This is a genomic window from Vreelandella profundi, assembly GCF_019722725.1.
Taxonomy (GTDB): Bacteria; Pseudomonadota; Gammaproteobacteria; order Pseudomonadales; family Halomonadaceae; genus Vreelandella; species Vreelandella profundi.
Genome location: NZ_CP077941.1, coordinates 1,593,119 through 1,616,720, shown reverse-complemented (window position 1 = coordinate 1,616,720; position 23,602 = coordinate 1,593,119). Strand labels below are relative to the sequence as shown.

Sequence of the window (23,602 nt, the reverse complement as noted above, 5' to 3'; positions counted from 1 at the left end):
GTTTTTATGGCTAGCCCTGCAAACGATTCCCCGCTCGAGGTTAACTGCCCACAGTGCGCCAAGCCCGTTCAGTGGCTACCAGAAAGCACTTATCGCCCTTTCTGCAGCAAGCGCTGCCAGCTGTTAGATTTAGGTGCCTGGGCCGACGAATCACACCGCATATCAGGCGAATCGGCGATGGATGAAGCCGATATCGAAACGCTGTTAGCGCAAGCGGATAAAGATGCGCCCCTTACTTGACAAAAACGTCAATCAAAGCGGTCTTAGCGAGCCACGTAAATAACTATGTCTACCAATAAACCGGGCTCATCGTCACCCGCCGCCTATCAGCTGCTGCTCCAACTCGAGCAGCAGTTTGACTATTTACTCGCCACCATTGATACCGCCGCCTCGCTATACGAGCAGCAATCACCGCCAACATGGGTCTTTCATCAAACAGTCCACCCGCATCACTGGCTGCGAGAAGCGCTGCTCGATATGTGGCATGAGCAGGATCAAGATGGTCGTGAAACACGCAATTACATTGCAATCGTGGCAGCTAACGATGAACTGCTTGCAGCGATAAGCGCTATCAATCAAACCAAAAAAATATTTAGCGAACTGCTACAGCGTATTAAAGAAGCTCATCCACAGTCTTTTAGCGATGCTAAAAGCCGCCTACCTCAGCGCCATCCGCATGTTGATGCGGTGCTGCAACGCAACGGGCTAGCACGTTTACATCTTAAACAAAGCTGGCGGCAGCTGCCTATCGCACAGGCACCAGTTTCACGCGTTCGTTTTGCATGGTATAGCAGCGGCCGTTCCATTAAGCGACTGACGGTACAAGAAGCTGAGCGTAAGCTCTTACAGCTGGATACCGACGCTGCGCATATCCGCATTCAATTGCGTCAACTAGCGGGCATTCCAAGCGGTGAGATTCTTGCTCAGGTACAGACACAGGCGCCGCTTATGCGTGCGAATTTATTTTTCACCGAACCGCTTGCAGACGGACACTCAAGGCGAGCATTAAATGCCGCGATGCCGATATTTGTACCCGACAATAATCAGCGGCTGCCACATATTAACCTGCCTGCTCTACATCCCCCCACGACCCGCACTCGCGCTCGGCGTTGTGATGAAAAAATAGAACAGGAAATGTTTTTACCGAGCATACGCGTTTATCGCTACCGATAGCGCAGGGTATGTTTCCCACGCATTAAGACTGCTTACTGCCAGGCACCGTGTCTAGCTGCCATAATCCATGGGAAAGTAGCGTCTCAGACAGTTCCGCCAAATCATAATGCGTAAAATCATATTCGCTTAATAATGCTTCAAAGCGCTGCTGAAAAACACGCCCCTGTTCCTGCTGTTGCTCTTCCTGCTTCGCGTCCAAATCATCTTGTTCAAGCGTTGCAAGCGATCTTACCGGCGGCCCTGTAGGAATATCGAAATCACTATCGGGGTCATCTAACTGGCGCAATGCCTGCGCAAAAGCATCGTCTAATTCACGAAATTTACGCAGCTTATCGCGCTCATCTAACTGCTTTTCAACCTTTTGATATTTCATCGATGTTTCATTTACACCTTGCTTGAAATGATTAATATGACTACCAGTGCAGCATTTTCTCTAAAGCAGATATCAAACACACGAAACGGTTAGGCAATATTTCATTACCATCTAATTGCCTGGATGACGATACGCTCGCCACCTTTTCCAAGACGATAAGAACGACCACTAGCGAAGCACCCTACAGAAAAATAAATAAAGCTATCGGTTGCCGCCATATTGCGGTCATTTAACTGATTAATATAGCGCAAATGTGTTACGTCGTAGGAACAAAGACCATGCTTATTTTGCATAGTTCAAGCACTGCCTGAAACAGTTTAGACTAAGCCAGCAATCGCATCTGCTGTCAGCCTGACGTGGCCATAGATCACTTGCCGTGCACCGTAACAAAACCTTTGCAGCAAAAAAAACCTGCATGGGAGAATATCTATACAGAGAATGACAAACACCTACTTGAGGCACGGGCAGCATAGCTGGATGAACTATACAGACTGAAAGCAAACCAGTGAACGTGCGATTAGAATAGCGCTTACGAGGTTGAAGTATAAACATGCATGTTGCTAATAAAAAACCGGCATTCCTATAAAGAAATGCCGGCGACTAAGTAACTTAGTCTTCCATGCGTACCAGCCATGATTCAACGGCTTCATCGCCATGCTCATCTTTCCAGCTACGCAGGCCTTTGTGATTGCCGCCACGTGTCTCGATCACTTCGCCTGTTTTAGGGTTTTTATAAATTTTAAGACGACGCTTGCGACGCGCATTGCCACTTGCGGTGACTTTAGCACCACCACGCTGCTCAGCAGCAGGATCTAACAAAGCAATAACGTCACTAGGGCGCTTGCCAAATTCTGTCATCAGGGCTTCAAGCTTAGCCTTGAACTCCAATTCGCTTTTTAGCCGCTGATCGCCTTCTAGACGTTGAAGGTCTTCTTGCAGCTGTTTTAGCTGTTGTTCTTTTTGAATATATTCGTTAAGTAATGACATCGGGGTTCCTTTAGTATCATATCCAACTGAACAGGGTCCAACTGGCTTAGGTGCAGACTTTACAACACTGGCACCCACTAGTTCAGAATGCTAGGACATTATTCCTGTAAATTAGCTAACTGACAACAGTCTAGTTGATTTTTACTCAATTACTATTCGTTTTTAAAACTTATAGCATTTTAATCAGCTTGAACCATAACCAGCTACAACCAATATGAAAGCCCGATTATTCGCTATTACAAACAAAAGCGCCGCCCATAAGGGCGGCGCTTTTACAAACCAATAACTAATATACTATTAGTCTTGGCCCATTTGCTGCTTGATTAGATCACCGATAGTGGTCGGACCACCTGCAGTTTCCGGCTCTTGATCACGCAGTTTCTTAAGGTTCTGACGCGTATCGTCTTGGTCTTTCGCTTTAACCGACAGATTAATCTGACGGCTCTTACGATCAACGCTCACAATACGTGCTTCGACACTGTCACCTTCATTCAATACATTACGCGCATCTTCAACGCGATCAGCACTAATTTCAGAAGCTTTCAGCACAGCAATAACGTCAGTCGCCAATTCAACCTGAGCTTCTTTAGCATCAACTTCAATGACGCGACCGGTTACAATACTGCCCTTGTCATTAACTGACAGGTACTCAGCAACGGGGTCGGAATCCATCTGCTTGATGCCTAGCGAGATGCGCTCACGCTCTGGATCAATAGACAGGATAACGGCTTCAGCTTCGTCACCTTTCTTGAAGCTGCGTACGGCTTCTTCGCCAGTATCAGTCCAAGAAATATCAGACAGGTGAACCAGACCGTCGATACCACCTTCAAGGCCGATGAAGATACCGAAGTCAGTGATTGACTTGATGGTACCTGAAACACGGTCGCCCTTGTTGTAATCAGTGTTGAAAGTTTCCCACGGGTTAGCAGTACACTGCTTGATACCCAGAGAAATACGACGACGCTCTTCGTCGATATCCAACACCATGACGTCAACATCATCGCCCACTTGAACAACTTTAGACGGATGAATGTTTTTGTTAGTCCAGTCCATTTCAGAAACGTGAACCAAACCTTCAACGCCTTCTTCCAGCTCAGCAAAGCAGCCGTAGTCAGTCAGATTAGTGACGACCGCGTGCACTTTCATGCTTTCTGGGTAACGCTCTTTGATGTTGACCCACGGATCTTCGCCTAACTGCTTCAGACCCAGTGAAACGCGATTACGCTCACGGTCAAACTTCAGAACTTTGACGTTGATCTCGTCGCCAACAGCTACGATTTCAGACGGATGCTTAATACGCTTCCACGCCATGTCAGTAATGTGCAGCAGGCCGTCAACACCGCCCAGATCTACGAAAGCGCCGTAGTCTGTCAGGTTCTTAACGATACCTTTAATCTGCTGACCTTCTTGCAGAGTGGCCAGAAGCGCTTCACGCTCTGCACTGTTCTCTGCTTCCAGAACCGCACGACGAGATACAACAACGTTGTTACGTTTCGGATCGAGCTTAATGACTTTAAAGTCTAGCTCTTTATTTTCCAGGTGCGCAGTATCGCGAACTGGACGAACGTCAACCAACGAACCCGGCAAGAAGGCACGGATAGAGTCAACTTCGACCGTGAAGCCGCCTTTAACCTTACCGTTAATAACGCCCTTGATGATTTCGTCTTTCTCGAAGGCTGCTTCCAGAATCTTCCAAGCTTCTGCGCGCTTGGCTTTTTCACGGGACAGACGCGTCTCACCGAAACCATCTTCAACGGCTTCAAGTGCAACGTGTACGTCGTCACCGATAGCGATGTTCAGATTACCGTGTTCATCGCGGAACTGTGATGCAGGGATCTGACCTTCAGATTTCAGACCAGCGTTGACAGTAACCCAGTCACCGTCAATGTCGACAACTTGAGCGGCGACAATAGCGCCCGGCTCCATGTTGATGTCGTTAAGAGACTGTTCAAACAGCTCAGCAAAGCTTTCGCTCATGGTGTTCCTACGTAATTACGTTGTTGAGGCATAAATGCCTTCTCCGCACCACCAGCAAGTGCGGGCCTAATGTCACTCAGCCTTCGGGGGTGTTAACGCTGGTTAGACCTGACCGGGCTCACCGATGTGAGTTTAGTGCCCTGCCACGTCGTGACACCTATCCAAAAGCGCCGCAAGGGAGAATCACACGCCGCTTACAAGCCCACGTTGGGCTAGCAGTTCGGTCAGTCGATCAACCACTTCCGGTATGCTCAGACGCGTGGTATCAAGCGTTATGGCATCATCTGCCGGCTTGAGAGGGGCCACGCTGCGCTGCATATCACGTGCATCGCGTGCCTGAATCTCCTTTAAAAGACTCGGAAGACTAGCATTCACCCCGGCTTCCTGCAACTGCAGATAGCGCCGGCGCGCTCGCTCGTCAGCACTCGCCGTTAAAAAAATCTTCAATGGTGCGTCAGGAAAGACCACCGTTCCCATATCGCGGCCGTCTGCCACCAGCCCCGGCGCTTGGCAAAAATCACGCTGGCGTTGCAATAGCGCTTGGCGCACTAACGGCAAAGCGGCCACCTGCGAAGCACGCTCACCGGCTTCTTCAGTGCGAATGACTTGGCCGACATCGTCACCTTCAAGCATTGTCCGCGGCCGGCCACCGTCAATCGGGAACGCCACATCCAGCTGCTCAGCTAAACGCGCTAACGAGACTTCATCATCTACGGCCACATCATGATTAATGGCCGCCTGCGCCGTCAGCCGATAGAGCGCACCGCTATCCAGCAGATGCCACCCTAACCGCTCTGCCACTAAACAGCTGATAGTGCCTTTACCGGCACCGCCGGGGCCATCAATCGTCAGAATGGGGACACGGTCATTCATGCGCGCCCTCCACGCTGATGCCCATGCCAATACGCGTGGCTAACTCAACAAAATCTGGGAAAGAGGTGGCCACATTGGCACAGTCTTCAATGACAATGTCATCACCAGCGCGCAGCGAAGCGATCGCAAAGGCCATGGCAATTCGATGATCGCCCAGGCTATCAATGCGTCCACCGCCGTAGCTCGCGACCTGCGCATTACCATTGCCGGTAATATCGATGCCGTCTTCTACCACGGTATGTTGAACGCCTAGAATAGCCAGGCCATCCGCCATTGCCTGAATTCGATCTGATTCTTTGACGCGCAGCTCTTCTGCACCTCTAAGCCGCGTTACCCCCTCTGCGTTCGCAGCGGCAATAAGCAGCGCAGGGAATTCGTCAATCGCCAGCGGAACTTGATCAACGGGAATATCGATTCCCTTTAGCGGTGCATAGCGAATACGTATATCTGCCACCGGCTCACCGCCCACTTCGCGCTCGTTCTCTAGCAGCAAATTAGCGCCCATCAAGGTAAGGATATTAATCACGCCTATGCGCGTTGGATTAATCCCCACGTGCTCAAGGGTAATATCAGCCTCTGGCGTAATCGCCGCCGCGACTAAGAAAAACGTCGCTGAAGAGATGTCCGAGGGCACGTCGATAGGGCCTGCGGCCAGCTTGCCACCGCCCTGAAGCCAGCAGGTGTCGCCATCACGAGAAACCGCATAGCCGAACCCATTAAGCATACGCTCAGTGTGATCACGGGTAGGGGCAGGCTCACGCACCCGCGTTTCGCCCTGCGCGTACAAGCCGGCTAACAATAGGCAAGATTTCACCTGCGCACTGGCCATAGGCATATCGTAATGAATACCTTTCAGCGCAGCGGCACCGCGAATTTTGAGCGGTGGACGCCCACCCTCAGCGGTATCGATCGTAGCACCCATGAGACGCAGCGGATCGGCTACGCGCCCCATCGGTCGCTTAGTCAGCGACTCATCGCCAGTTAGCTCGCTGTCGAAAGCCTGACCAGCCAGCAAACCAGAAAACAGTCGCATAGCGGTGCCAGAGTTACCCACGTAGAGCGGCCCAGCAGGCGCCTTTAGACCGTGCATGCCTACGCCATGGATAGTAACGCGCCCCTGATGCGGCCCCTCAATCGCCACGCCCATTTCACGAAATGCTTGCAGCGTCGCTAAGCTGTCTTCGCCCTCTAAAAAGCCTTTAACTTCCGTGACACCTTCCGCCAGCGCACCCAGCATTATAGAGCGATGAGACATAGATTTATCGCCCGGCACGCGCAAATGCCCTTTTGCTTGGCCGCCTGGCCGCACACGGTAGGTCACCTTACCTTGTGGTTGCATATGATATTCCGCCTGATAGCTGGTTTTATTCAATAAAGAGTCGAAATAATGCCGGGCATGGCTGGCTCGATCAAAAGTGGCAATCAGCGCATCGCTATCACCGGTCTCTACCGCATGACGTAGACGCCCAAGCCCTGCTTCAAAATCATCTAGCGATGCTAATACCGCATGTTTATTGGCAATAAAAATGTCTCGCCACATGACCGGATCGCTACCCGCAATCCGCGTAAAATCACGAAAACCGCCCGCCGCATAGCGAAAAATATCAAGTCTTTCGTCCTGCCGGGCAAGCGTGTCAACCAGAGAAAATGCCAATAAATGCGGCAAGTGACTGGTTCGCGCCAACACCTGGTCATGGCGTTCAACGTCCATCTCCAACACCTCGGCGCCGCAGGCCTGCCATAAGCTACGGACGCGATCCAAAGCATCGCGGTCGACGTCGGGCTCTGGCGTTAGGATCACCTTATGATCCACATATAATTGTGGATTAGCGGCTGCCACACCGCTTTTTTCCGAACCTGCAATCGGGTGCCCTAACACCAGGTTAGTCGGCACTCGCCCAAACACACGCAGCGCGCAGGCCCGAATGGTGGCTTTAGTACTACCGACATCCGTTATAACGACATTCGGGGCAGCCTTTGGCAGCGCAGCGGCGAGGTTAGCCATAACGCTCTCCATGGCCAGCACCGGCACTGCCAGCACAATCATAGAGGCCCCTTCCACCTGCTCAGCTAGGCAAGTGCCGCCTGAATCGATCAAGCCCATTTCAATCCCGCGAGCGATCTCATGCTCATCAGGATCGCAGGCCAGTATCTGCCCCTGAAAGCCTGCAACGCGAAGCGCTGATGCCAATGAACCGCCAATTAACCCTAAGCCAACAATTAACAACCGCGACTCATGAGGCGAGGACTGACAGGTATGCTCCGGTGCCATCAATGTCAAAGCACGCCGATGGGATAAGAACCTAACACCCGCAAGTCAGCTGCGCGCAGCCGCACTTCTTCCAGCACCGCCGCAACACGAGGCTCATCACGGTGGCCTTTAAAATCAATGAAAAAGACGTAATTCCAAACACCGGTACGCGAAGGACGCGTTTCAAGGCGAGTTAAGTCGATTTGATGGCGATGGAACGGCTCTAGCAGCGCGTGCAACGTACCCGGCTGGTTGCGCATAGCGACCACAATGGAGGTTTTATCCTCGCCAGCCACCGGCACATCCTGATTACCAATAATCAAAAACCGCGTGGAGTTATCAGGACGGTCTTCAATCTTTTCGGCGATGTGCTCTAGGCCATAAAGCTTAGCCGCCATATCGCCAGCAATCGCCGCGCTGTGCCACTCGGTTTTTACCAGCTTTGCCGCTTCTGCGTTAGAAGACACCGGCACACGCTCAGCATGAGGATAGTGCGCGTCCAGCCATTTACGGCACTGGCCGAATGATTGCGGGTGTGAATAGATGCGCGAGACTTTGTCACGGCGGGTCGTTTCACTGACCAGCAGATGATGATGGATACGCAGCACTACCTCACCACAAATTTTGATCGAAGAGTCCATGAAGGTATCAAGCGTGTGGTTGACCACCCCTTCAGTGGAGTTCTCTACGGGCACAACGCCATAATGAACGGCACCCGCTTCTACCTCGCGAAACACTTCATCAATAGCCGCCATTGGCAGGCTAACGGCGCTTTCACCAAAGTGCTTGAGCGCCGCCTGCTGGGTAAACGTACCCTCAGGACCTAAATACGCCACTTTAACCGGCTGCTCTAATGCCAAGCAGGCCGACATTATTTCCCGAAATAGACGCGCCATTTCTTCGGAGTCAAGCGGCCCTTTGTTCAAAGCCATAATGCGGCGCAGCACCTGAGCTTCTCGCTCAGGGCGATAAAATACCGCGTCGTTGTCTTCAGCCAGCTTAACGTTGGCTACCTGCTGAGCGCAGCTAGCGCGCTCGCTGATCAGCGTTAGAATCTCGCTATCAAGCTGATCGATACGCTGGCGAAACTCGTCTAAGTTGATCGACGAATTGGACATGGTGATTTAGCCCCTTGTTTGTTCGAAATCAGCCATAAACGCAATTAATGCATCTACCGCAGACTCAGGCACCGCGTTATACAGGCTGGCACGCATACCACCGACGCTACGGTGGCCTTTCAAATTCAGCAAACCTGCGGTATCGGCTTGTTGTAAGAATGCTTTATCCAGCGCCGCATCGGCCAATACAAAAGGCACGTTCATCCGCGAACGATTGGCCTTGGCAATGGGGTTGCTATAAAAATCGCTGGCGTCAATCGCGGCATACAGCTTGTCGGCTTTACGTTGATTAATAGCGTCCATAGCAGCCAAACCGCCAACGTCATCCTTCAACCACTGAAAGACTAAACCGGCCAAGTACCATGCGTAGGTTGGCGGGGTATTCACCATCGACCCTGCGTCAGCCAGCATTTTATAGTCAAATAGAGAGGGAATATTCGCCTGCGCCTGGCCTAGCAGATCGTCACGAACGACCGCGAGCGTTAAACCAGCAGGACCAATATTCTTCTGTGCGCCAGCGTAGATCACGCCAAACTCGCTAACGTCGATGGGACCCGAGAGAATATTTGACGACATATCACAGACCAACGGCACATGCCGGCCATCAGCGCGCTGCGTGTCGGGCGTATAGTCAAACTCCAGGCCACCAATCGTTTCGTTAGAGGTGTAATGCAGGTAGCCTGCATCGCCACTCAGCTTGATGCTATCGCGTGCGGGCACCGCGGTATGTCCATTGGGCTCGCTGCTGGCCGACACATGACACTCGAAACCAAGTCGCTTAGCCTCAGAGAGCGCTTTTGAACCCCAGATACCCGTCTGGATAAAGTTGGCGCTACCGCCCTGGCCCAGCAAGTTCATCGGCAGCATGGCAAACTGCATGCTAGCGCCACCTTGCAAAAACAGTACTTTATAGTTCTCCGGCACGCTCAGCAGCTGGCGAAAATCGACCTCAGCACGCTCTGCAATGGCGATAAACTCATCGCTGCGGTGGCTCATTTCCATAACAGAAAGGCCACGGCCTTGGTAATCCAGCAACTCTTCACGCGCCCGTTCAAGCACGGCTACTGGCAGGGCCGCAGGCCCTGCGCAGAAATTATAATGACGTGTCATCAGTCCCCGTTTCCTGTGCATCATCGGATGATTCGCCTGCCTCGGCATCTTCAAGGCCGCTCTCTTCAAGATCGCCCTCAACAAGAGCGCTAAGCTCATCAGCTTCTTCCGGCCCATCGATTTCTTCCGGTTCATCAACGCGAACCGTCTTGACCAGCTTCTCTTCTTTACCCAGGCGAATCAGCATCACGCCCTGGGTATTACGCGACGTGGTAGAAACTTCTTCTACGCGGGTACGCACAAGCGTTCCACGGTCAGTGATCAGCATCATTTCATCGCTGTCATAAACCTGCATCGCCGCCACCAGCGCGCCATTACGCTCGCTGGTTTGCATAGCGATAACACCCTGACCACCGCGGCCACGCAGCGGGAACTCTTCAAGACGCGTACGCTTGCCGTAGCCATTTTCACTGGCGGTCATGATGTAGATCTGACCGTCGGCCGTTTCGGCCACAGCGCTCTCAGCTGAGGCGTCTTGCGTTTCGCCTTCGGCATCAGCTTCCGCATCAATCTGCTGACTCTTCGGAATAATCAGGCTGATGACTTCCGCATCGCCCGCCAAACGCATGCCGCGCACACCGCGGGCGGTACGGCCCATGGCACGGGCATTGCCCTCTTCAAAGCGAATAGCCTTGCCGTTAGACGACAGCAGCATGGCATGGTCATCACCCGTGGTAATGGCCGCACCGACGAGGCGGTCACCTTCTTCCAGATCAATCGCAATAAGACCGACGCTGCGCGGCCGCGAGAACTGCTCAAGACTGGTGCGTTTCACGGTGCCTTTGGCTGTCGCGAAGAAAATATAGTGCTCCGGATCGTAGTCACGTACCGGCAGGATAGCGTTGACCGCCTCGCCTTCTTCTAGCGGCAGCATGTTCACCAGCGGCTTACCGCGTGAGCCACGGCTAGCGTTCGGCATTTCATACACTTTCAGCCAGTACACTTTGCCGCGGTTAGAGAACAGCAGCACGGTATCGTGCGTCGATGCCACCAGCAGGTGCTCGATGACATCTTCATCTTTCATCGCCGTTGCGGACTTACCGCGACCGCCACGACGCTGCGCCTGATAATCCGACAGCGGCTGCGTCTTGGCATAGCCAGAGCGCGACACGGTGACAACCATGTCTTCTTCTGCAATCAAATCTTCAATCGAAAGATCTAGATGACTGGCCTGGATTTCAGTACGACGGTCGTCAGCAAACTGATCGCGCACGGCGTTCAGCTCTTCACGAATAACTTCCATCAAGCGATCTGCCGAGGCCAAAATCTCGGTCAGCTCAGCAATTTTCGACAGAATAGACAGATACTCATCAAGGAGTTTCTCTGTCTCAAGACCCGTCAAACGATGCAAGCGCAGCTCAAGGATGGCTTGAGCCTGGGCAGGCGACAGACGATACGACGTGGCTGCCGTGTTTAAGCCGAACCCTTCGTCTAACTCTTCTGGCTTACATGACGTAGCGCCCGCCCGCTCCAGCATCGCGGTGACTTGGCCAGGCGGCCAGATTTTAGCCAGCAGCTTTTCACGCGCTTCTGCCGCGTTGGGCGAGGCTTTAATCAGCTCAATCACTTCATCGATATTCGAGATGGCGACAGCCAAACCTTCAAGCAGATGGCCGCGCTCACGCGCTTTTTTCAGCTCATAAAGCGTACGCCGAGTCACCACTTCGCGACGGTGGCGAATGAATGCCTCAAGCATTTCTTTGAGATTCAGCGTGCGCGGCTGGCCGTTTTCAAGCGCCACCATGTTAATCCCGAACACGTTCTGTAGCTGCGTCTGGGCAAACAGGTTATTGACCACTACTTCGCCGGACTCGCCGCGCTTGATTTCAATCACCACGCGCAGGCCGTCTTTATCCGACTCATCGCGCAGCTCGGCGATGCCTTCAATTTTCTTCTCTTTTACCAGCTCGGCGATTTTCTCAATCAACCGCGCCTTGTTCACCTGATATGGCAATTCGGTGATGATAATGTGGTCGCGACCGGTTTTATCGTGATGCTCAATCGTATGGCAGGCGCGCACGTAAATACGCCCACGGCCAGTACGATAGGCAGACAAAATGCCCGCGCGGCCATTGATAATCGCACCGGTGGGGAAATCAGGGCCAGGGATATACTCCATCAGGTCGTCCACCGACAGCGTGTAGTCGTCGATGAGCGCCAAGCAGCCGGCAATCACTTCACGCATGTTATGCGGTGGAATATTCGTCGCCATGCCTACAGCGATACCGGACGAGCCGTTGATCAGCAGGTTGGGCACTTTGGTGGGCAGCACGGCGGGAATACGCTCGGTGCCATCGTAGTTGTCTACCCAATCGACGGTATCTTTTTCAAGATCAGCTAGGAGCTCATGAGCAAGGCGCGACATGCGCACCTCGGTATAACGCATAGCCGCCGCGTTATCCCCATCAATAGAACCGAAGTTACCCTGACCGTCGACCAGCACGTGACGCATTGAAAAGTGCTGAGCCATACGAACGATGGTGTCGTAAACCGCGCTATCGCCGTGCGGGTGGTATTTACCGATAACATCGCCAACGACACGCGCCGACTTCTTATACGGTTTATTCCACTCATTACCCAGTTCATGCATGGCAAACAGCACACGCCGGTGAACCGGTTTTAGGCCGTCACGTACGTCGGGTAACGCGCGACCGATAATGACACTCATCGCATAGTCGAGATACGACTGCTTAAGCTCGTCTTCAATATTGACGGGCAAGATTTCTCTGGCGATGTCACCCATGAAAGTCAGATCCTTGGCACTGCGAGAGTTGAAAGCGCTTAAAAATACCGCCCATGAAGGCGCAGCATCTGGGCGCGCAAATATTCCCCATCATACCACCGCAAAAGCACCAAGGGCAGCCAGAGAGCCCAGCAAAGCCTTTTAGAGGATAAATGCCTCTTTTGTGACCGTTAATGCGCTCAGCGTTTCACGCACATCACCCGCAATGGCGGCAGCTTTATTAGCCTTTTGCTCTAATAGCACAAACGTTAAATCCGCCTGAGCAATCAGCGTACCGTCATTACGGATAATACGGTGATGGCATAGCCCACTGCGCTCTCCCAGGTGGACAATACCGGTGAGAATTTCCAAATCATCACCATGGCGCGCCGCGGCTAGATAATCAATATTCAGATTGACGACAACAAACGCTCTTCCAGCCTTATGAAGCGTTTGAATCATTTCGGGGTATTGATCAAAAAAATCCCAGCGCCCCTCCTCCATAAATTCAAGGTAGCGGGCGTTATTAACGTGGCCATAGCCATCTAGGTGATAACCCCGCACGCGTAACTGAACTCGCGATAACGATGCTGTCATAGCATTTACTCTCTCTTTAGCTGTTTAAAAAGCCAATCAAACACAAGTTTGAAACATGCGCAACAATGCGTATTGCCGGTAGCGTGCTGGTAGGAATGCCACTCTTTCGCCATAATGTGCCACCTTTTGAACAGGATTGGCCTCATGTGGTTTAAGCACTTGCATTTATACCGCCTGCACGACGCGCCTGAAATGAGCATCGATGCGCTCGCTAGCGCTTTAGACGAGCATTCTTCCAAGCCACTAGGCAACGCCGATGCACGCAGGCTTGGCTGGACAGCGCCAGCAGGACGCTTAGGTAGCGGGCAGCTAGCACATGAAATCCAAGGGCACCGCCTGCTTTCAGCACTGCGACAAGAGCGCCTACTGCCTGCCTCCGTCGTAAAAGAAGAAGTTGACGAGCTGGTAGCAGACATCGAGGCCAGCGAAGGCCGCAAAGTGACTCGTAAAGAGAAAACCGCTTTCAAAGAGCAGGTAACCGAAAACTTGCTGCCCCGCGCGTTTGTGCGCAGTCAGAAAATCGATCTCTGGTGGGACACTCGTGGCCAATTAATTGGCATCAACGCCAGTTCGCGCACCCGAGCCGAGGATATTCTTGATTTGCTGCGGGAAACGCTAGGCAGCCTGAAAGTCACGCCGCTCAGCTCGCAAACGCTTCCAATTCGTGCGATGACTACGTGGCTAGGCGACGCCGCCAGCCGCCCCGCCGATCTGCAGTTAGGCGATCAGGTAGAGCTCAAAGCGAAAGGCGATGATGGCGTGCTGCGGGCCCGCCAGGTCGATCTTGATAGCGATGAGATTCAGCAGCTGCTTGAAAGCGGCCGCCAAGCTAGCAAGCTCGCCATTAGCCTGGAAGGACGCTTGAGCTTTGTGTTACATGACGATCTTGCGTTGAAATCATTGCGATTTGGCGATGCACTCATTGAAGAAGCCGACCATGCTGACGACGGCGACGACGCCCTTGCGCGCCTGGAAACGGACTTTATTCTAATGGCGCAAGCACTGTCTGAGGACATCCCTCGCTTGATAGAATGGTTAGGCGGCGAGACACAGCGGGAACCTGCGGCTCAGTAATGGGCTCTCAGTTCTGCGTAGGGCTCTCAGCTCTCCATAGGGCCTTGGTTCTCAATAGGGCTTTTGTTCTCTACAGGGATAGCGCATCCCTTCGCCTCGATGCTATTCGTCGACACTTTTTATTTATTAGCCAACGGTTCGCATGACTCAACACAATAACGCTACCAACGTCTCTACCTCGGTAGATCCATGGGCCGACATTCGGCCATTTATGGATAATGAAGTGGCCGATGTGCTTGCCAGGCTCTCCCGCGATAACGAGCTGCTGGATGCGCTGACGCGCTTTCGTCTACCTCGCCTAGCGCGCTGGGCCCCTTCGCTTGCACGTGCACTTGCTAGCCGGGCAGTGCGCCGTGAAGTCAAAGATGTTTCGACGATTTATGATTTCCAAATGCGCATTGCGCATTATATGGAGCGCATGATTCGCACCACGACGGATGCGTTTGAAGTCACCGGCCTTGATAAACTCGACCCCAAAGGCGCTTATCTCTTTATTGGTAATCACCGCGATATTTCCCTGGACCCGGCCTTCGTTAACTACGCGCTGTACCAGGCTAATCGCGACACGGTACGTATCGCGATTGGCGACAATTTGCTTAAAAAGCCCTATGTCACCGATTTGATGCGGCTCAACAAAAGCTTCATCGTTCCGCGCAGCGCGCGTGGCAAACGAGCCATGTTGGCGGCCTATCAGCAGCTTTCAGCCTATATTCGCCATACCATTACCGAAGACCAGCACTCCATTTGGATGGCGCAGCGTGAAGGCCGCGCCAAGAACGGCATCGACCACACTGAGCCGGCCATTATCAAAATGCTAACCATGGCCAAGCGACTATCAGAGCGCGACATGGTCTTTGGCGAAGCCGTCGCCGAACTCAAGCTAGTGCCCGTATCGATTAGCTATGAGTATGATCCTTGCGACGTGCAAAAAGCCCAGGAACTGCATGATGTCGATACTCAGGGCAGCTACGCTAAGGGTGAATTTGAAGATATTCGCTCTATTGTGGCCGGCATTACCGGCTCTAAAGGGCGCGTAAGACTGCATTTTGGCAGCCCGGTTGGCTCGGACATGGCAACGCCCGACGAAGTAGCTGCTGAAATTGATCGCCAAGTTATCGGCGGCTATCGGCTTTTCCCAAGCCATTACTTAGCCTTAGAAGCACTCGGTGAAGCGCCTGAGCTGGTGGCACGCAAGGCCATCACTCGACAAGACAGAGAGCGTTTCAATGCCCGACTGGCCGAGGTGCCTGCGCCGCTACGCCCTTACTGGCTGGCTCAATATGCAAATCCTGTTAAGCATAAAGCGGGCCGCCTGACGCTTTAAGGCCAAGCTCTTCATAGCAGACAAGCCATGCCCGTTAGCTAAAAAAATGCTATGGTCAGAATATTGATTGGTCGCGCTTGGTGCTAACGCCAATCGCGATTTTAAGGAGACGCCCATGTCCGCTTCAGAAATCCAGAAAACACGTGTCATCAACGAGCTACGTGGTTTCATTCGCAAGTTGCTGGAAGACCCGAAAATTCTCGAGCAATCACTGGCCATTGCACGTCAGCAGCTAACCGAGGGCAACAGCCCCGCAGCGATGGTGCGTATCGCTAACGAAATCTCTGACACCACCAGCGTGCATATTCCAGAAGATCCCGCTGAGCACTCTGACGCCGACAAGCTTTTTTTAGAGCTACTGCGTGAAGTGGTTCAAGAAGAGCAGGCGCTGTATTAAGCGCTAACCACGATAGCGCCATCGGCGAAGTATTTAGCGACGTCGCCGTCTTTTTTGTTACCGCCTTATCCGCACTCTTATTCACTCGGAACTAACCTTCACCATGTCTAACACCGCCACGCGCAATATTTTGGTGACTAGCGCCCTCCCTTACGCCAATGGAGCTATTCACCTCGGTCACTTACTTGAATATATCCAGACTGATATCTGGGTACGTTTCCAGAAAAGCCGTGGCCAACAGTGCTACTACGTGTGTGCAGATGATGCTCATGGCACCGCTATTATGCTGCGTGCTGAGCAGGAAGGCATTTCGCCGGAAGCGCTGATTGAGCGCGTTTCTCAAGATCATCAGACGGATTTTGCTCGCTTTGGCGTTGGGTTCGACAACTACCATTCGACTCACTCCTCGGAAAATCGCCACTTCAGCGAGATGATTTATAAGCGCCTGCGCGATAAAGGTCATATTGCAACGCGCGATATAGAGCAGATGTTTGATCCGCAAAAAGGGCTGTTTCTCGCCGACCGGTTTATCAAAGGCACCTGCCCTAAATGCGCATCTGATGATCAGTACGGCGACAATTGTGAGAAGTGTGGCGCAACGTACACCCCCGCCGACTTGATTAACCCCGTCTCGGCTATTTCCGGCGCAACGCCCGAAGTACGCACCTCGACGCACTATTTCTTTAAGCTGCCCGACTTTGCGGATTTCTTACAGCGCTGGATTGATGACGGCCACGTGCAGCCGCAAATTCGCAATAAGCTGATGGAATGGTTTGAGTCTGGCTTTAACGAGTGGGACATTTCTCGCGACGCTCCTTACTTTGGCTTTGAGATTCCCGACGCGCCGGGCAAATACTTCTATGTGTGGCTAGATGCGCCGATTGGCTACCTAGCGAGCTTTAAAAACCTGTGTGACCGAGAAGGCATCGATTTCGACAGCTACTGGAAGAAAGGCTCTGAGGCCGAGGTTTATCACTTTATCGGCAAAGATATTGTCTACTTTCACGCACTGTTCTGGCCGGCCATGCTGCATGGTGCAGATCTGCGCACGCCCACTGCCGTTAACTGCCACGGTTTTCTAACCGTTGATGGCGCCAAGATGTCAAAATCTCGCGGCACCTTCATTAAGGCCGCCACCTACGCGGATCATCTCAACCCTGAGTATCTGCGCTATTACTTCGCCGCCAAGCTGACGTCCAAAGTGGATGACCTGGATTTAAACTTGGACGATTTTGCCGCGCGTGTAAATTCAGACCTGGTTGGCAAGGTGGTGAATATCGCCAGTCGCTGCGCCGGTTTTGTGAAAAAGCTCGGCGGCGGCCAGCTAGCGGAGCACTGCGCCGAACCCCAAATGGTCGCCCGCTTTATTGCGGCCGGTGACGAGATCGCCCAAGACTTTGAAGCCCGTGAATTCAGCCGTGCCATGCGCCATATTATGGAATTGGCGGATGAGGCGAACACCTATATCGCTGAAAAAGAGCCCTGGGCACTGGCTAAGCAAGAAGGCCGCGAAGCCGACGTGCTTGAGATCTGCTCTGTCGGCATTAACCTGTTCCGCCAGCTAATGGTTTACCTTGCCCCGGTCATTCCGGTCATGGCCGAACAGGCGCGTGAGTTCCTTAACGTTGATTCATTAGACTGGCACAGCCGTCAACGCATACTGACCAGCCATTCGATCAATAAATTCAAACCCTTAATGACTCGCGTTGAGCGCGATAAAATCGATGCGATGATTGAAGCGTCGAAGGAAGATCTTGTGGAAGAGCAAAAACTCAAAGAAGCGCCGAAAGGCCCGTTGGCAAAAGAACCCATCGCTGCCGAAATTGACTTTGAAGCCTTTGCCAAGATTGACCTGCGCATCGCTCGCATCGTTAAAGCTCAGTACGTCGAAGGCGCTGACAAACTGCTGCAATTGACGCTCGACTTGGGCGGCGAAACGCGCAACGTGTTCTCCGGCATTCGCTCGGCCTATTCCCCAGAAGCACTTGAAGGGCGCTTAACGGTTATGGTGGCTAACCTAGCGCCGCGCAAAATGCGCTTTGGCCTATCAGAAGGCATGGTGCTCGCCAGTGGCAATGAAGAAGGCATTTATTTGCTAACGCCTGACAACGGTGCAGAACCAGGCCAGCGCGTCACGTAACGTATATAAAGCACGCGATGTTAAGGGCAGAGACGTTGCGCTCTGCCCTTTTACGTTTTTAAACATTCGTACTGCTACTTCCTACGATGTTAGTGCCGACCAACCCATAGGCTAGCTCCTCATCAATCATTCAATCTTCCCCCTAGCAACTGTCGAGTTTTGTTCGCACAATACGCCATCATGAGTGAGCTATTTATTATTTTGATCAGCACTGCGCTGGTTAACAACTTTGTATTAGTCCAGTTTCTGGGCCTGTGCCCCTTCATGGGCGTCTCCAATAAGCTGGAGTCGGCGATGGGCATGTCGCTGGCCACCACTTTTGTACTGACCCTGGCATCGGCAGCAAGCTTTGTGGTGTATCACGGTCTGCTGGTGCCGCTGGACGTAACGTACCTGCGCACTATCAGCTTTATTGTGGTCATTGCCGCTGTAGTTCAATTCACTGAAATTATGGTGCGCCAGCTGAGCCCGCTTTTGCATCAAGTGCTGGGTATTTTCCTGCCCCTTATCACGACTAATTGCGCGGTATTAGGCGTCGCGCTGCTATCGCTAAACCGCGACCTTAGCTTCTTTCATACCACGCTTTACGGGCTTGGGGCGGCGCTAGGGTTCTCGTTGGTTCTGGTTTTGTTCGCCGCGATGCGCGAACGCTTAGCGGGGGCAGACATCCCGGCGCCGTTTAAAGGCGCTGCGATTGCGATGATTACCGCAAGCCTGATGTCGTTGGCATTTCTGGGCTTTTCTGGATTAGTGCAGGGATGAAGGCAACGCACAATGATTAACACACTGGATGTCATCAGTATTGCTAGCGCGGTGGCGGTGCTAACGGGCTTAGGCATTGGTTTTGGTGCCCTTTTAGGTCTTGCCAGCGAGCGTTTCAAACGTGAAGACAACCCGCTGGTTGAGCAAATTGATGCGCTCTTGCCGCAGACCCAGTGCGGCCAATGCGGCTATCCGGGGTGTCGCCCCTATGCAGAGGCGATAAACCAGGGCGATGCGCTTAACAAATGCCCCCCAGGCGGCGAAGCAACGATTCACGCCCTGGCTGATTTGCTAGGCCGGGAGCCAGCGCCGCTGGATGGCGAAGTGCAAAGCGAAGCTAAGGTAGCGTTTATTCGCGAAGCGGAGTGCATTGGCTGCACAAAATGTATTCAAGCCTGCCCCGTCGACGCCATTATTGGCGCCGCCAAGCTCATGCACACCGTGATCGAAGATGAATGCACCGGCTGCGACCTGTGTCTGGACCCTTGCCCCGTCGACTGTATCGATATGATTACGCGCAGCACGCCTCTCAACTATTGGCAGCCACTGATGGCGAACTCACCTAACGTCATTGCCAGCGATCGATTATCGCTGCCTGAGGATGTTCATGCCGACCGCGTTTGATTTTCCAGGCGGCATTTACCCGCCGGAGCGCAAGCATCGATCTCAGCAATCGGCGCTGCTTGAAGCACCGCTTCCTCGCCAGGTGATACTGCCGCTTCAGCAGCATAGCGGCCAGCCCTCCACACCCTGCGTGAACGAAGGCGATGTGGTGAAGGTTGGCAGCATTATCGCCCGTCAAGAAGGCATGATTTCAAGCCACCTACATGCCAGCATTAGCGGCGTCATTGTCGAGATTAGCGCGACCCAAATCACCATCGACAGCGATGGACGTGATGACTGGCAGCGCTTGCCTGAGATGAATTGGCAGCTTAGCGAGCCACTTGCCCTTTTAGAGCGCTTAAACGACAGCGGCATAGTCGGGTTAGGCGGCGCAGGCTTTCCCACCCACATTAAGACACGGGTGGTGGAACAGCATTCGATTCATACGCTGGTGATTAACGCCGCAGAGTGTGAGCCTTACATCACGGCCGATGACCTCACGCTGCGCCACTATGCCGGTGATGTGCTAGAAGGCGCACAGCTAATAGCCAAACTATGCGGTGCACGGCACATCGTCATTGGTATTGAGGACAACAAGCCTGAGGCCATTGAAGCGCTTCGCCAGGTGCTTTCAACTAGCCAACCTCTGGCCGTTCAACTCAAGGTCATTCCTACGCGCTACCCCAGCGGCGGCGAGCGGCAGCTGATTAAAAAGCTGCTCGATCTTAACGTGCCGAGCGGTGGCCTGCCCGCAGACGTTGGCGTGCTCTGTCATAACCCTGGCACTCTACTGGCCTGCCTACAGGCTGTACGCGACGGGCAGCCACTGGTTTCCAGAGTGGTCACGCTGACAGGCGACGCCTTAGCACAACCTGGCAATCGCTGGGTGCGCCTGGGCACCTCTGTTCGGGAGCTGCTGGAGCAGGCAGGCCTTGACCGCGCTCAGCTGAGCCATGTCATTCAAGGTGGCCCCATGATGGGCTCCCCGCTGCTGACGCTAGATACACCGGTGACGAAGCTCACCAACTGCTTAATCGCCGCAACGTTCGATGAGCTGCCGCAGGCTCCCGCAGAATCGCCCTGCATTCGCTGCGGCGAGTGCGAAAGCGTGTGCCCCGTGGCGCTACTGCCGCAGCAGCTGCACTGGTACGCACGCGCCAAAGACGATGCCAAAATGCAGCACTATCATTTGTTTGACTGCATTGAATGCGGCGCCTGTAGCTACGTCTGCCCGAGCCACATTCCGCTGGTCGATGATTATCGCGATGCCAAAAACCGCCTACGCCATCAGCGTATAGAAACGCTGAAAGCCGAGCATGCCAAGCACCGCTTTGAGTTTCGCCAAGCGCGGATTGCTAGAGAAGAGGCTGAAAAGCAGGCCCGGCGAGAGGCACGCCAGTCACAAAACCGCCGAACGCCGACGGCGGCTGCCTCCGCTACCAGCGGAGAAGTCGACCTACGCGGTTTACGAATCGCTCATGCCGCTGCCAAAGCGTCGGTCAGAAAAGCCGAAAAAACCTTGGCACGGGTGGCCCAAGAAGACCCAAAACAGTCTCTTGAAGATCTCGAAATACAGCTTGCGACCGCGCAGGAAAACTTACGCGCTGCCGACATACAGCTTGCCCAGGCACGCAAGCAGCAGGCTACTGAAACGCCCGCGCCCGCTCAGAACAAGGAATCATTATGAGCATGATGCAGGCCTCTCAGACGGACAGCCAGAACGCTGCAGCCAAAAGGCCCTCAACTGCGAATATCATGCGCTGGGTGATCATCGCCACCCTGCCGGGCATCGTCACGATGAGCTATTTTTTTGGCCTTGGCGTACTCAGCAACGTGCTGCTAGCCGCAGCGTTTGGCATGGCCTTTGAAGCTGCCATACTGCGGCTACGCAAACGACCGATACGCGTCACCCTGAATGACTCAAGCGCCCTGCTGACCGGTGTTCTTCTCGGCGTATCGCTACCGCCTGCCAGCCCCTGGTGGCTAATCGGCGTGGGCATGGTGGCAGCCATCATCGTAGCCAAGCAGCTATACGGTGGATTAGGGCACAATCCTTTTAATCCCGCCATGGTCGGGTATGCGCTGTTGCTAGTGTCATTTCCCACCTATATGACGCTGTGGGCGCCACCTCAAGGCGCTGTACCCACCGATTTATGGGCTCACATTAGCGGATCGCTACCGACAGCCCAGCTTGATAGCTTGAGTGGCGCCACGCCGCTGGATGCGTTTAAACATAAAAGCGAGGCGATGCTTGCCAGCGAATTCTGGGCAGCTCAGCCACTGCCCTCAGGAACGCTGACCGCCTGGCGTTTAATCGCTGTCGCCTGGCTAGTTGGGGGCGTACTTTTATTAGTGAAGCGCATAATCAGCTGGCACATTCCGGTAGCGATGCTGAGCAGCATGATTTTGCTCGCCACGCTGTTCTACCTCAGTAGTCCAAGCCACGCCGGCTCTCCGCTATTTCATCTACTCACAGGTGCCACGCTATTCGGGGCTTTTTTCATCGCCACCGACCCCGTTTCTGCGGCCACTAGTCGACGTGGAAAGCTTATCTATGGGGCCGGTATTGGCGCACTGATCATGATTATCCGCAGCGTGGGTGGCTATCCTGACGCGGTTGCCTTTGCGGTGCTGTTAATGAATCTCTGCGTACCGCTGCTGGATCTGTATAGCGTGCCTCGCCCAACGGGCCACGCATCACGCGGAGATCGGCGATGACGCCACGCCAAGCCATGCAGCGTGGCGCACTCGCACTGGGCACCTTTGCACTGGTAACCGCCGGTAGTGTTGCTGTCACGCGCACATTAACCGCCGACCGCATAGCAACGCATCAGTTAGCTTACCAGCAGCGTCAGCTTCAGCAGGTACTGCCTAGCGTGCTAGCGAATACGCCGATGAAGCGCGTATTAGAGAGTACTTTCACGCTCCCCAACGCCGAACGGCTGGGGCTAGCTGCCGGTGCAAAGGGCTGGCGGATTAGCGATAAAGGCCGCAGCGCGCTGGTTTTCCCGGTCGTGACACGCCAGGGTTATAATGGCGAAATTCGCCTTTTGATTGGCATTGATGGACAGCAGCGGATTACCGGCGTGCGCGTTACCCAGCATCAGGAAACGCCGGGCTTAGGCGATGACATTGAGCGCCGCCGCAGCGATTGGATCACCGATTTTGACGGCTTGAATTTGGCCAGCCTACCACCCGGCTATTGGGCGGTTGATAAAGACGGCGGTCATTTTGATGCCTTTACGGGGGCCACCATTACGCCTCGCGCCGTGGTTAATGCGGTGCACAAGGCATTGCAATACGCCGCCGACACGCCGCTAGCGATTGCCAATGAGGAGCCAAACAAATGAAATCCAGCGCCATGAGCCAATGGCAGCAGCTTGCTCGCGAGGGCCTGTGGTCCAATAACCCCGCGCTTGTGCAGCTGCTAGGGCTTTGTCCGCTGCTGGCTGTGAGCACTAGCGTTGTCAACGCACTGGGGTTAGCGCTTGCCACGCTGCTGGTGATGGTGGCTGCCAGCACCACCATTTCGCTGATTCGCCACCAGGTACCCAGCGCGGTACGCCTACCTGCCTTCGTCATGGTGATTGCAGCCTTTGTTACCTGCGCTGAACTACTGATGGCCGCGTATGCCTACCCGCTTTACCAAGTGCTGGGGATTTTTATTCCATTGATTGTCACCAACTGCGCCATTCTGGGTCGCGCTGATGCGTTTGCCTCGCGCCAGCCAGTGCTGCCGGCAGCCCTGGATGGCTTGATGATGGGCCTAGGTTTTGGTGCGGTATTGATACTGCTGGGCGCACTGCGTGAACTGCTGGGCAAAGGTACGCTGTTTAGCGATATGGCGCTGCTTTTCGGCTCGGCGGCAACCGGCTGGCAGCTTACGATTGCCGATGACTATCAGTTTCTATTCTTTGTGCTGCCGCCGGGGGCTTTTTTTGTGGCAGGGATGCTGATCGCGCTGAAAAATGTTCTCGACCAGCGCAAAATTGCCCGAGCCAGCCCGGTAGTGACCCCTCGCGCAGAGCGGCGCGTAAGAGTGACCGGTACGATTAAATAATCGACACGCATTAATAAACGCGTCGGTTTAATAGGCCGTTTGGTTTTATCCTTTAAGAGAA

Annotated in this window: 21 protein-coding genes; 12 read left to right on the top strand and 9 right to left on the bottom strand. The window is 53.6% G+C overall.

The annotated features are described in order from the left end of the window. Positions 1-6: 6 nt before the first annotated feature. Together yacG and KUO20_RS07380 are read left to right on the top strand one after the other, a co-directional pair. Positions 7-240, top strand: coding sequence for a DNA gyrase inhibitor YacG (gene yacG, locus KUO20_RS07385; RefSeq protein ID WP_235042216.1), 234 nt, complete (start codon positions 7-9; stop codon positions 238-240). Between the two features lie 45 nt (positions 241-285). Further along, positions 286-1,173 carry a DNA replication terminus site-binding protein gene (locus tag KUO20_RS07380; RefSeq protein WP_235042215.1) on the top strand — a complete coding sequence of 296 codons (888 nt, stop codon included), beginning with the start codon at positions 286-288 and terminating at the stop codon, positions 1,171-1,173. Between the two features lie 22 nt (positions 1,174-1,195). Here the strand turns inward: KUO20_RS07380 and KUO20_RS07375 are convergent, their stop codons facing one another. The 9 genes from KUO20_RS07375 to KUO20_RS07335 all read right to left on the bottom strand — a co-directional run bounded on the left by KUO20_RS07375 (position 1,196) and on the right by KUO20_RS07335 (position 13,181). Next, on the bottom strand, positions 1,196-1,546 hold the full coding sequence (locus KUO20_RS07375; protein WP_235042214.1) for a hypothetical protein: 351 nt from the start codon (positions 1,544-1,546) through the stop codon (positions 1,196-1,198). A gap of 609 nt (positions 1,547-2,155) precedes the next feature. Next, on the bottom strand, positions 2,156-2,533 hold the full coding sequence (locus KUO20_RS07370) for a histone-like nucleoid-structuring protein, MvaT/MvaU family (protein ID WP_235042213.1): 378 nt from the start codon (positions 2,531-2,533) through the stop codon (positions 2,156-2,158). A gap of 297 nt (positions 2,534-2,830) precedes the next feature. Then, positions 2,831-4,510, bottom strand: coding sequence for a 30S ribosomal protein S1 (gene rpsA / locus KUO20_RS07365; RefSeq protein ID WP_235042212.1), 1,680 nt, complete (start codon positions 4,508-4,510; stop codon positions 2,831-2,833). A gap of 183 nt (positions 4,511-4,693) precedes the next feature. Beyond that, positions 4,694-5,383, bottom strand: coding sequence for a (d)CMP kinase (gene cmk, locus KUO20_RS07360; RefSeq protein ID WP_235042211.1), 690 nt, complete (start codon positions 5,381-5,383; stop codon positions 4,694-4,696). Further along, complete coding sequence (locus KUO20_RS07355; protein ID WP_235042440.1) at positions 5,376-7,655, bottom strand: bifunctional prephenate dehydrogenase/3-phosphoshikimate 1-carboxyvinyltransferase; 2,280 nt, start codon at positions 7,653-7,655, stop codon at positions 5,376-5,378. The genes cmk and KUO20_RS07355 overlap by 8 nt, the downstream gene beginning before the upstream one ends. A 5-nt stretch (positions 7,656-7,660) precedes the next feature. Continuing rightward, a complete protein-coding gene (gene pheA / locus KUO20_RS07350) occupies positions 7,661-8,752 on the bottom strand; it encodes a prephenate dehydratase (RefSeq protein ID WP_235042210.1) in 1,092 nt (363 codons plus the stop codon). Positions 8,753-8,758: 6 nt separating this feature from the next. Then, positions 8,759-9,862, bottom strand: a complete 1,104-nt coding sequence (serC, locus tag KUO20_RS07345; protein WP_235042209.1) for a 3-phosphoserine/phosphohydroxythreonine transaminase — start codon at positions 9,860-9,862, stop codon at positions 8,759-8,761. After that, positions 9,846-12,605: a DNA gyrase subunit A gene (gyrA, locus tag KUO20_RS07340; protein WP_235042208.1), complete on the bottom strand. Its 2,760-nt coding sequence runs from the start codon at positions 12,603-12,605 to the stop codon at positions 9,846-9,848. Before gyrA ends, serC begins: the two co-directional genes overlap by 17 nt. Positions 12,606-12,746: 141 nt before the next feature. Beyond that, complete coding sequence (locus KUO20_RS07335; protein WP_235042207.1) at positions 12,747-13,181, bottom strand: acyl-CoA thioesterase; 435 nt, start codon at positions 13,179-13,181, stop codon at positions 12,747-12,749. 144 nt (positions 13,182-13,325) lie between these two features. Here KUO20_RS07335 and KUO20_RS07330 point away from each other — a divergent pair, with 144 nt between their 5' ends. The 10 genes from KUO20_RS07330 (at position 13,326) to KUO20_RS07285 (ending at position 23,541) form a co-directional block, all read left to right on the top strand. Beyond that, positions 13,326-14,255, top strand: a complete 930-nt coding sequence (locus KUO20_RS07330) for a recombination-associated protein RdgC (RefSeq protein WP_235042206.1) — start codon at positions 13,326-13,328, stop codon at positions 14,253-14,255. Between the two features lie 142 nt (positions 14,256-14,397). Further along, positions 14,398-15,579: a 1-acyl-sn-glycerol-3-phosphate acyltransferase gene (locus KUO20_RS07325; protein ID WP_235042205.1), complete on the top strand. Its 1,182-nt coding sequence runs from the start codon at positions 14,398-14,400 to the stop codon at positions 15,577-15,579. Positions 15,580-15,694: 115 nt separating this feature from the next. Further along, positions 15,695-15,976, top strand: a complete 282-nt coding sequence (locus tag KUO20_RS07320) for a hypothetical protein (protein ID WP_235042204.1) — start codon at positions 15,695-15,697, stop codon at positions 15,974-15,976. Between the two features lie 103 nt (positions 15,977-16,079). Beyond that, a complete protein-coding gene (gene metG / locus KUO20_RS07315; protein ID WP_235042203.1) occupies positions 16,080-18,116 on the top strand; it encodes a methionine--tRNA ligase in 2,037 nt (678 codons plus the stop codon). 180 nt (positions 18,117-18,296) lie between these two features. Then, a complete protein-coding gene (gene rsxA, locus KUO20_RS07310) occupies positions 18,297-18,878 on the top strand; it encodes an electron transport complex subunit RsxA (RefSeq protein WP_235042202.1) in 582 nt (193 codons plus the stop codon). Positions 18,879-18,890: 12 nt separating this feature from the next. Next, positions 18,891-19,502, top strand: a complete 612-nt coding sequence (gene rsxB / locus KUO20_RS07305; RefSeq protein WP_235042201.1) for an electron transport complex subunit RsxB — start codon at positions 18,891-18,893, stop codon at positions 19,500-19,502. Then, positions 19,486-21,168 carry an electron transport complex subunit RsxC gene (gene rsxC, locus KUO20_RS07300; RefSeq protein ID WP_235042200.1) on the top strand — a complete coding sequence of 561 codons (1,683 nt, stop codon included), beginning with the start codon at positions 19,486-19,488 and terminating at the stop codon, positions 21,166-21,168. The genes rsxB and rsxC overlap by 17 nt, the downstream gene beginning before the upstream one ends. Next, positions 21,165-22,199 (top strand): RnfABCDGE type electron transport complex subunit D, encoded by a 1,035-nt coding sequence (locus KUO20_RS07295; protein ID WP_235042199.1) that lies wholly within the window; start codon positions 21,165-21,167, stop codon positions 22,197-22,199. The genes rsxC and KUO20_RS07295 overlap by 4 nt, the downstream gene beginning before the upstream one ends. Then, on the top strand, positions 22,196-22,831 hold the full coding sequence (gene rsxG, locus KUO20_RS07290) for an electron transport complex subunit RsxG (protein WP_235042198.1): 636 nt from the start codon (positions 22,196-22,198) through the stop codon (positions 22,829-22,831). Before KUO20_RS07295 ends, rsxG begins: the two co-directional genes overlap by 4 nt. 11 nt (positions 22,832-22,842) lie before the next feature. Further along, on the top strand, positions 22,843-23,541 hold the full coding sequence (locus KUO20_RS07285) for an electron transport complex subunit E (RefSeq protein ID WP_235042439.1): 699 nt from the start codon (positions 22,843-22,845) through the stop codon (positions 23,539-23,541). The last annotated feature ends 61 nt before the right edge of the window (positions 23,542-23,602 follow it).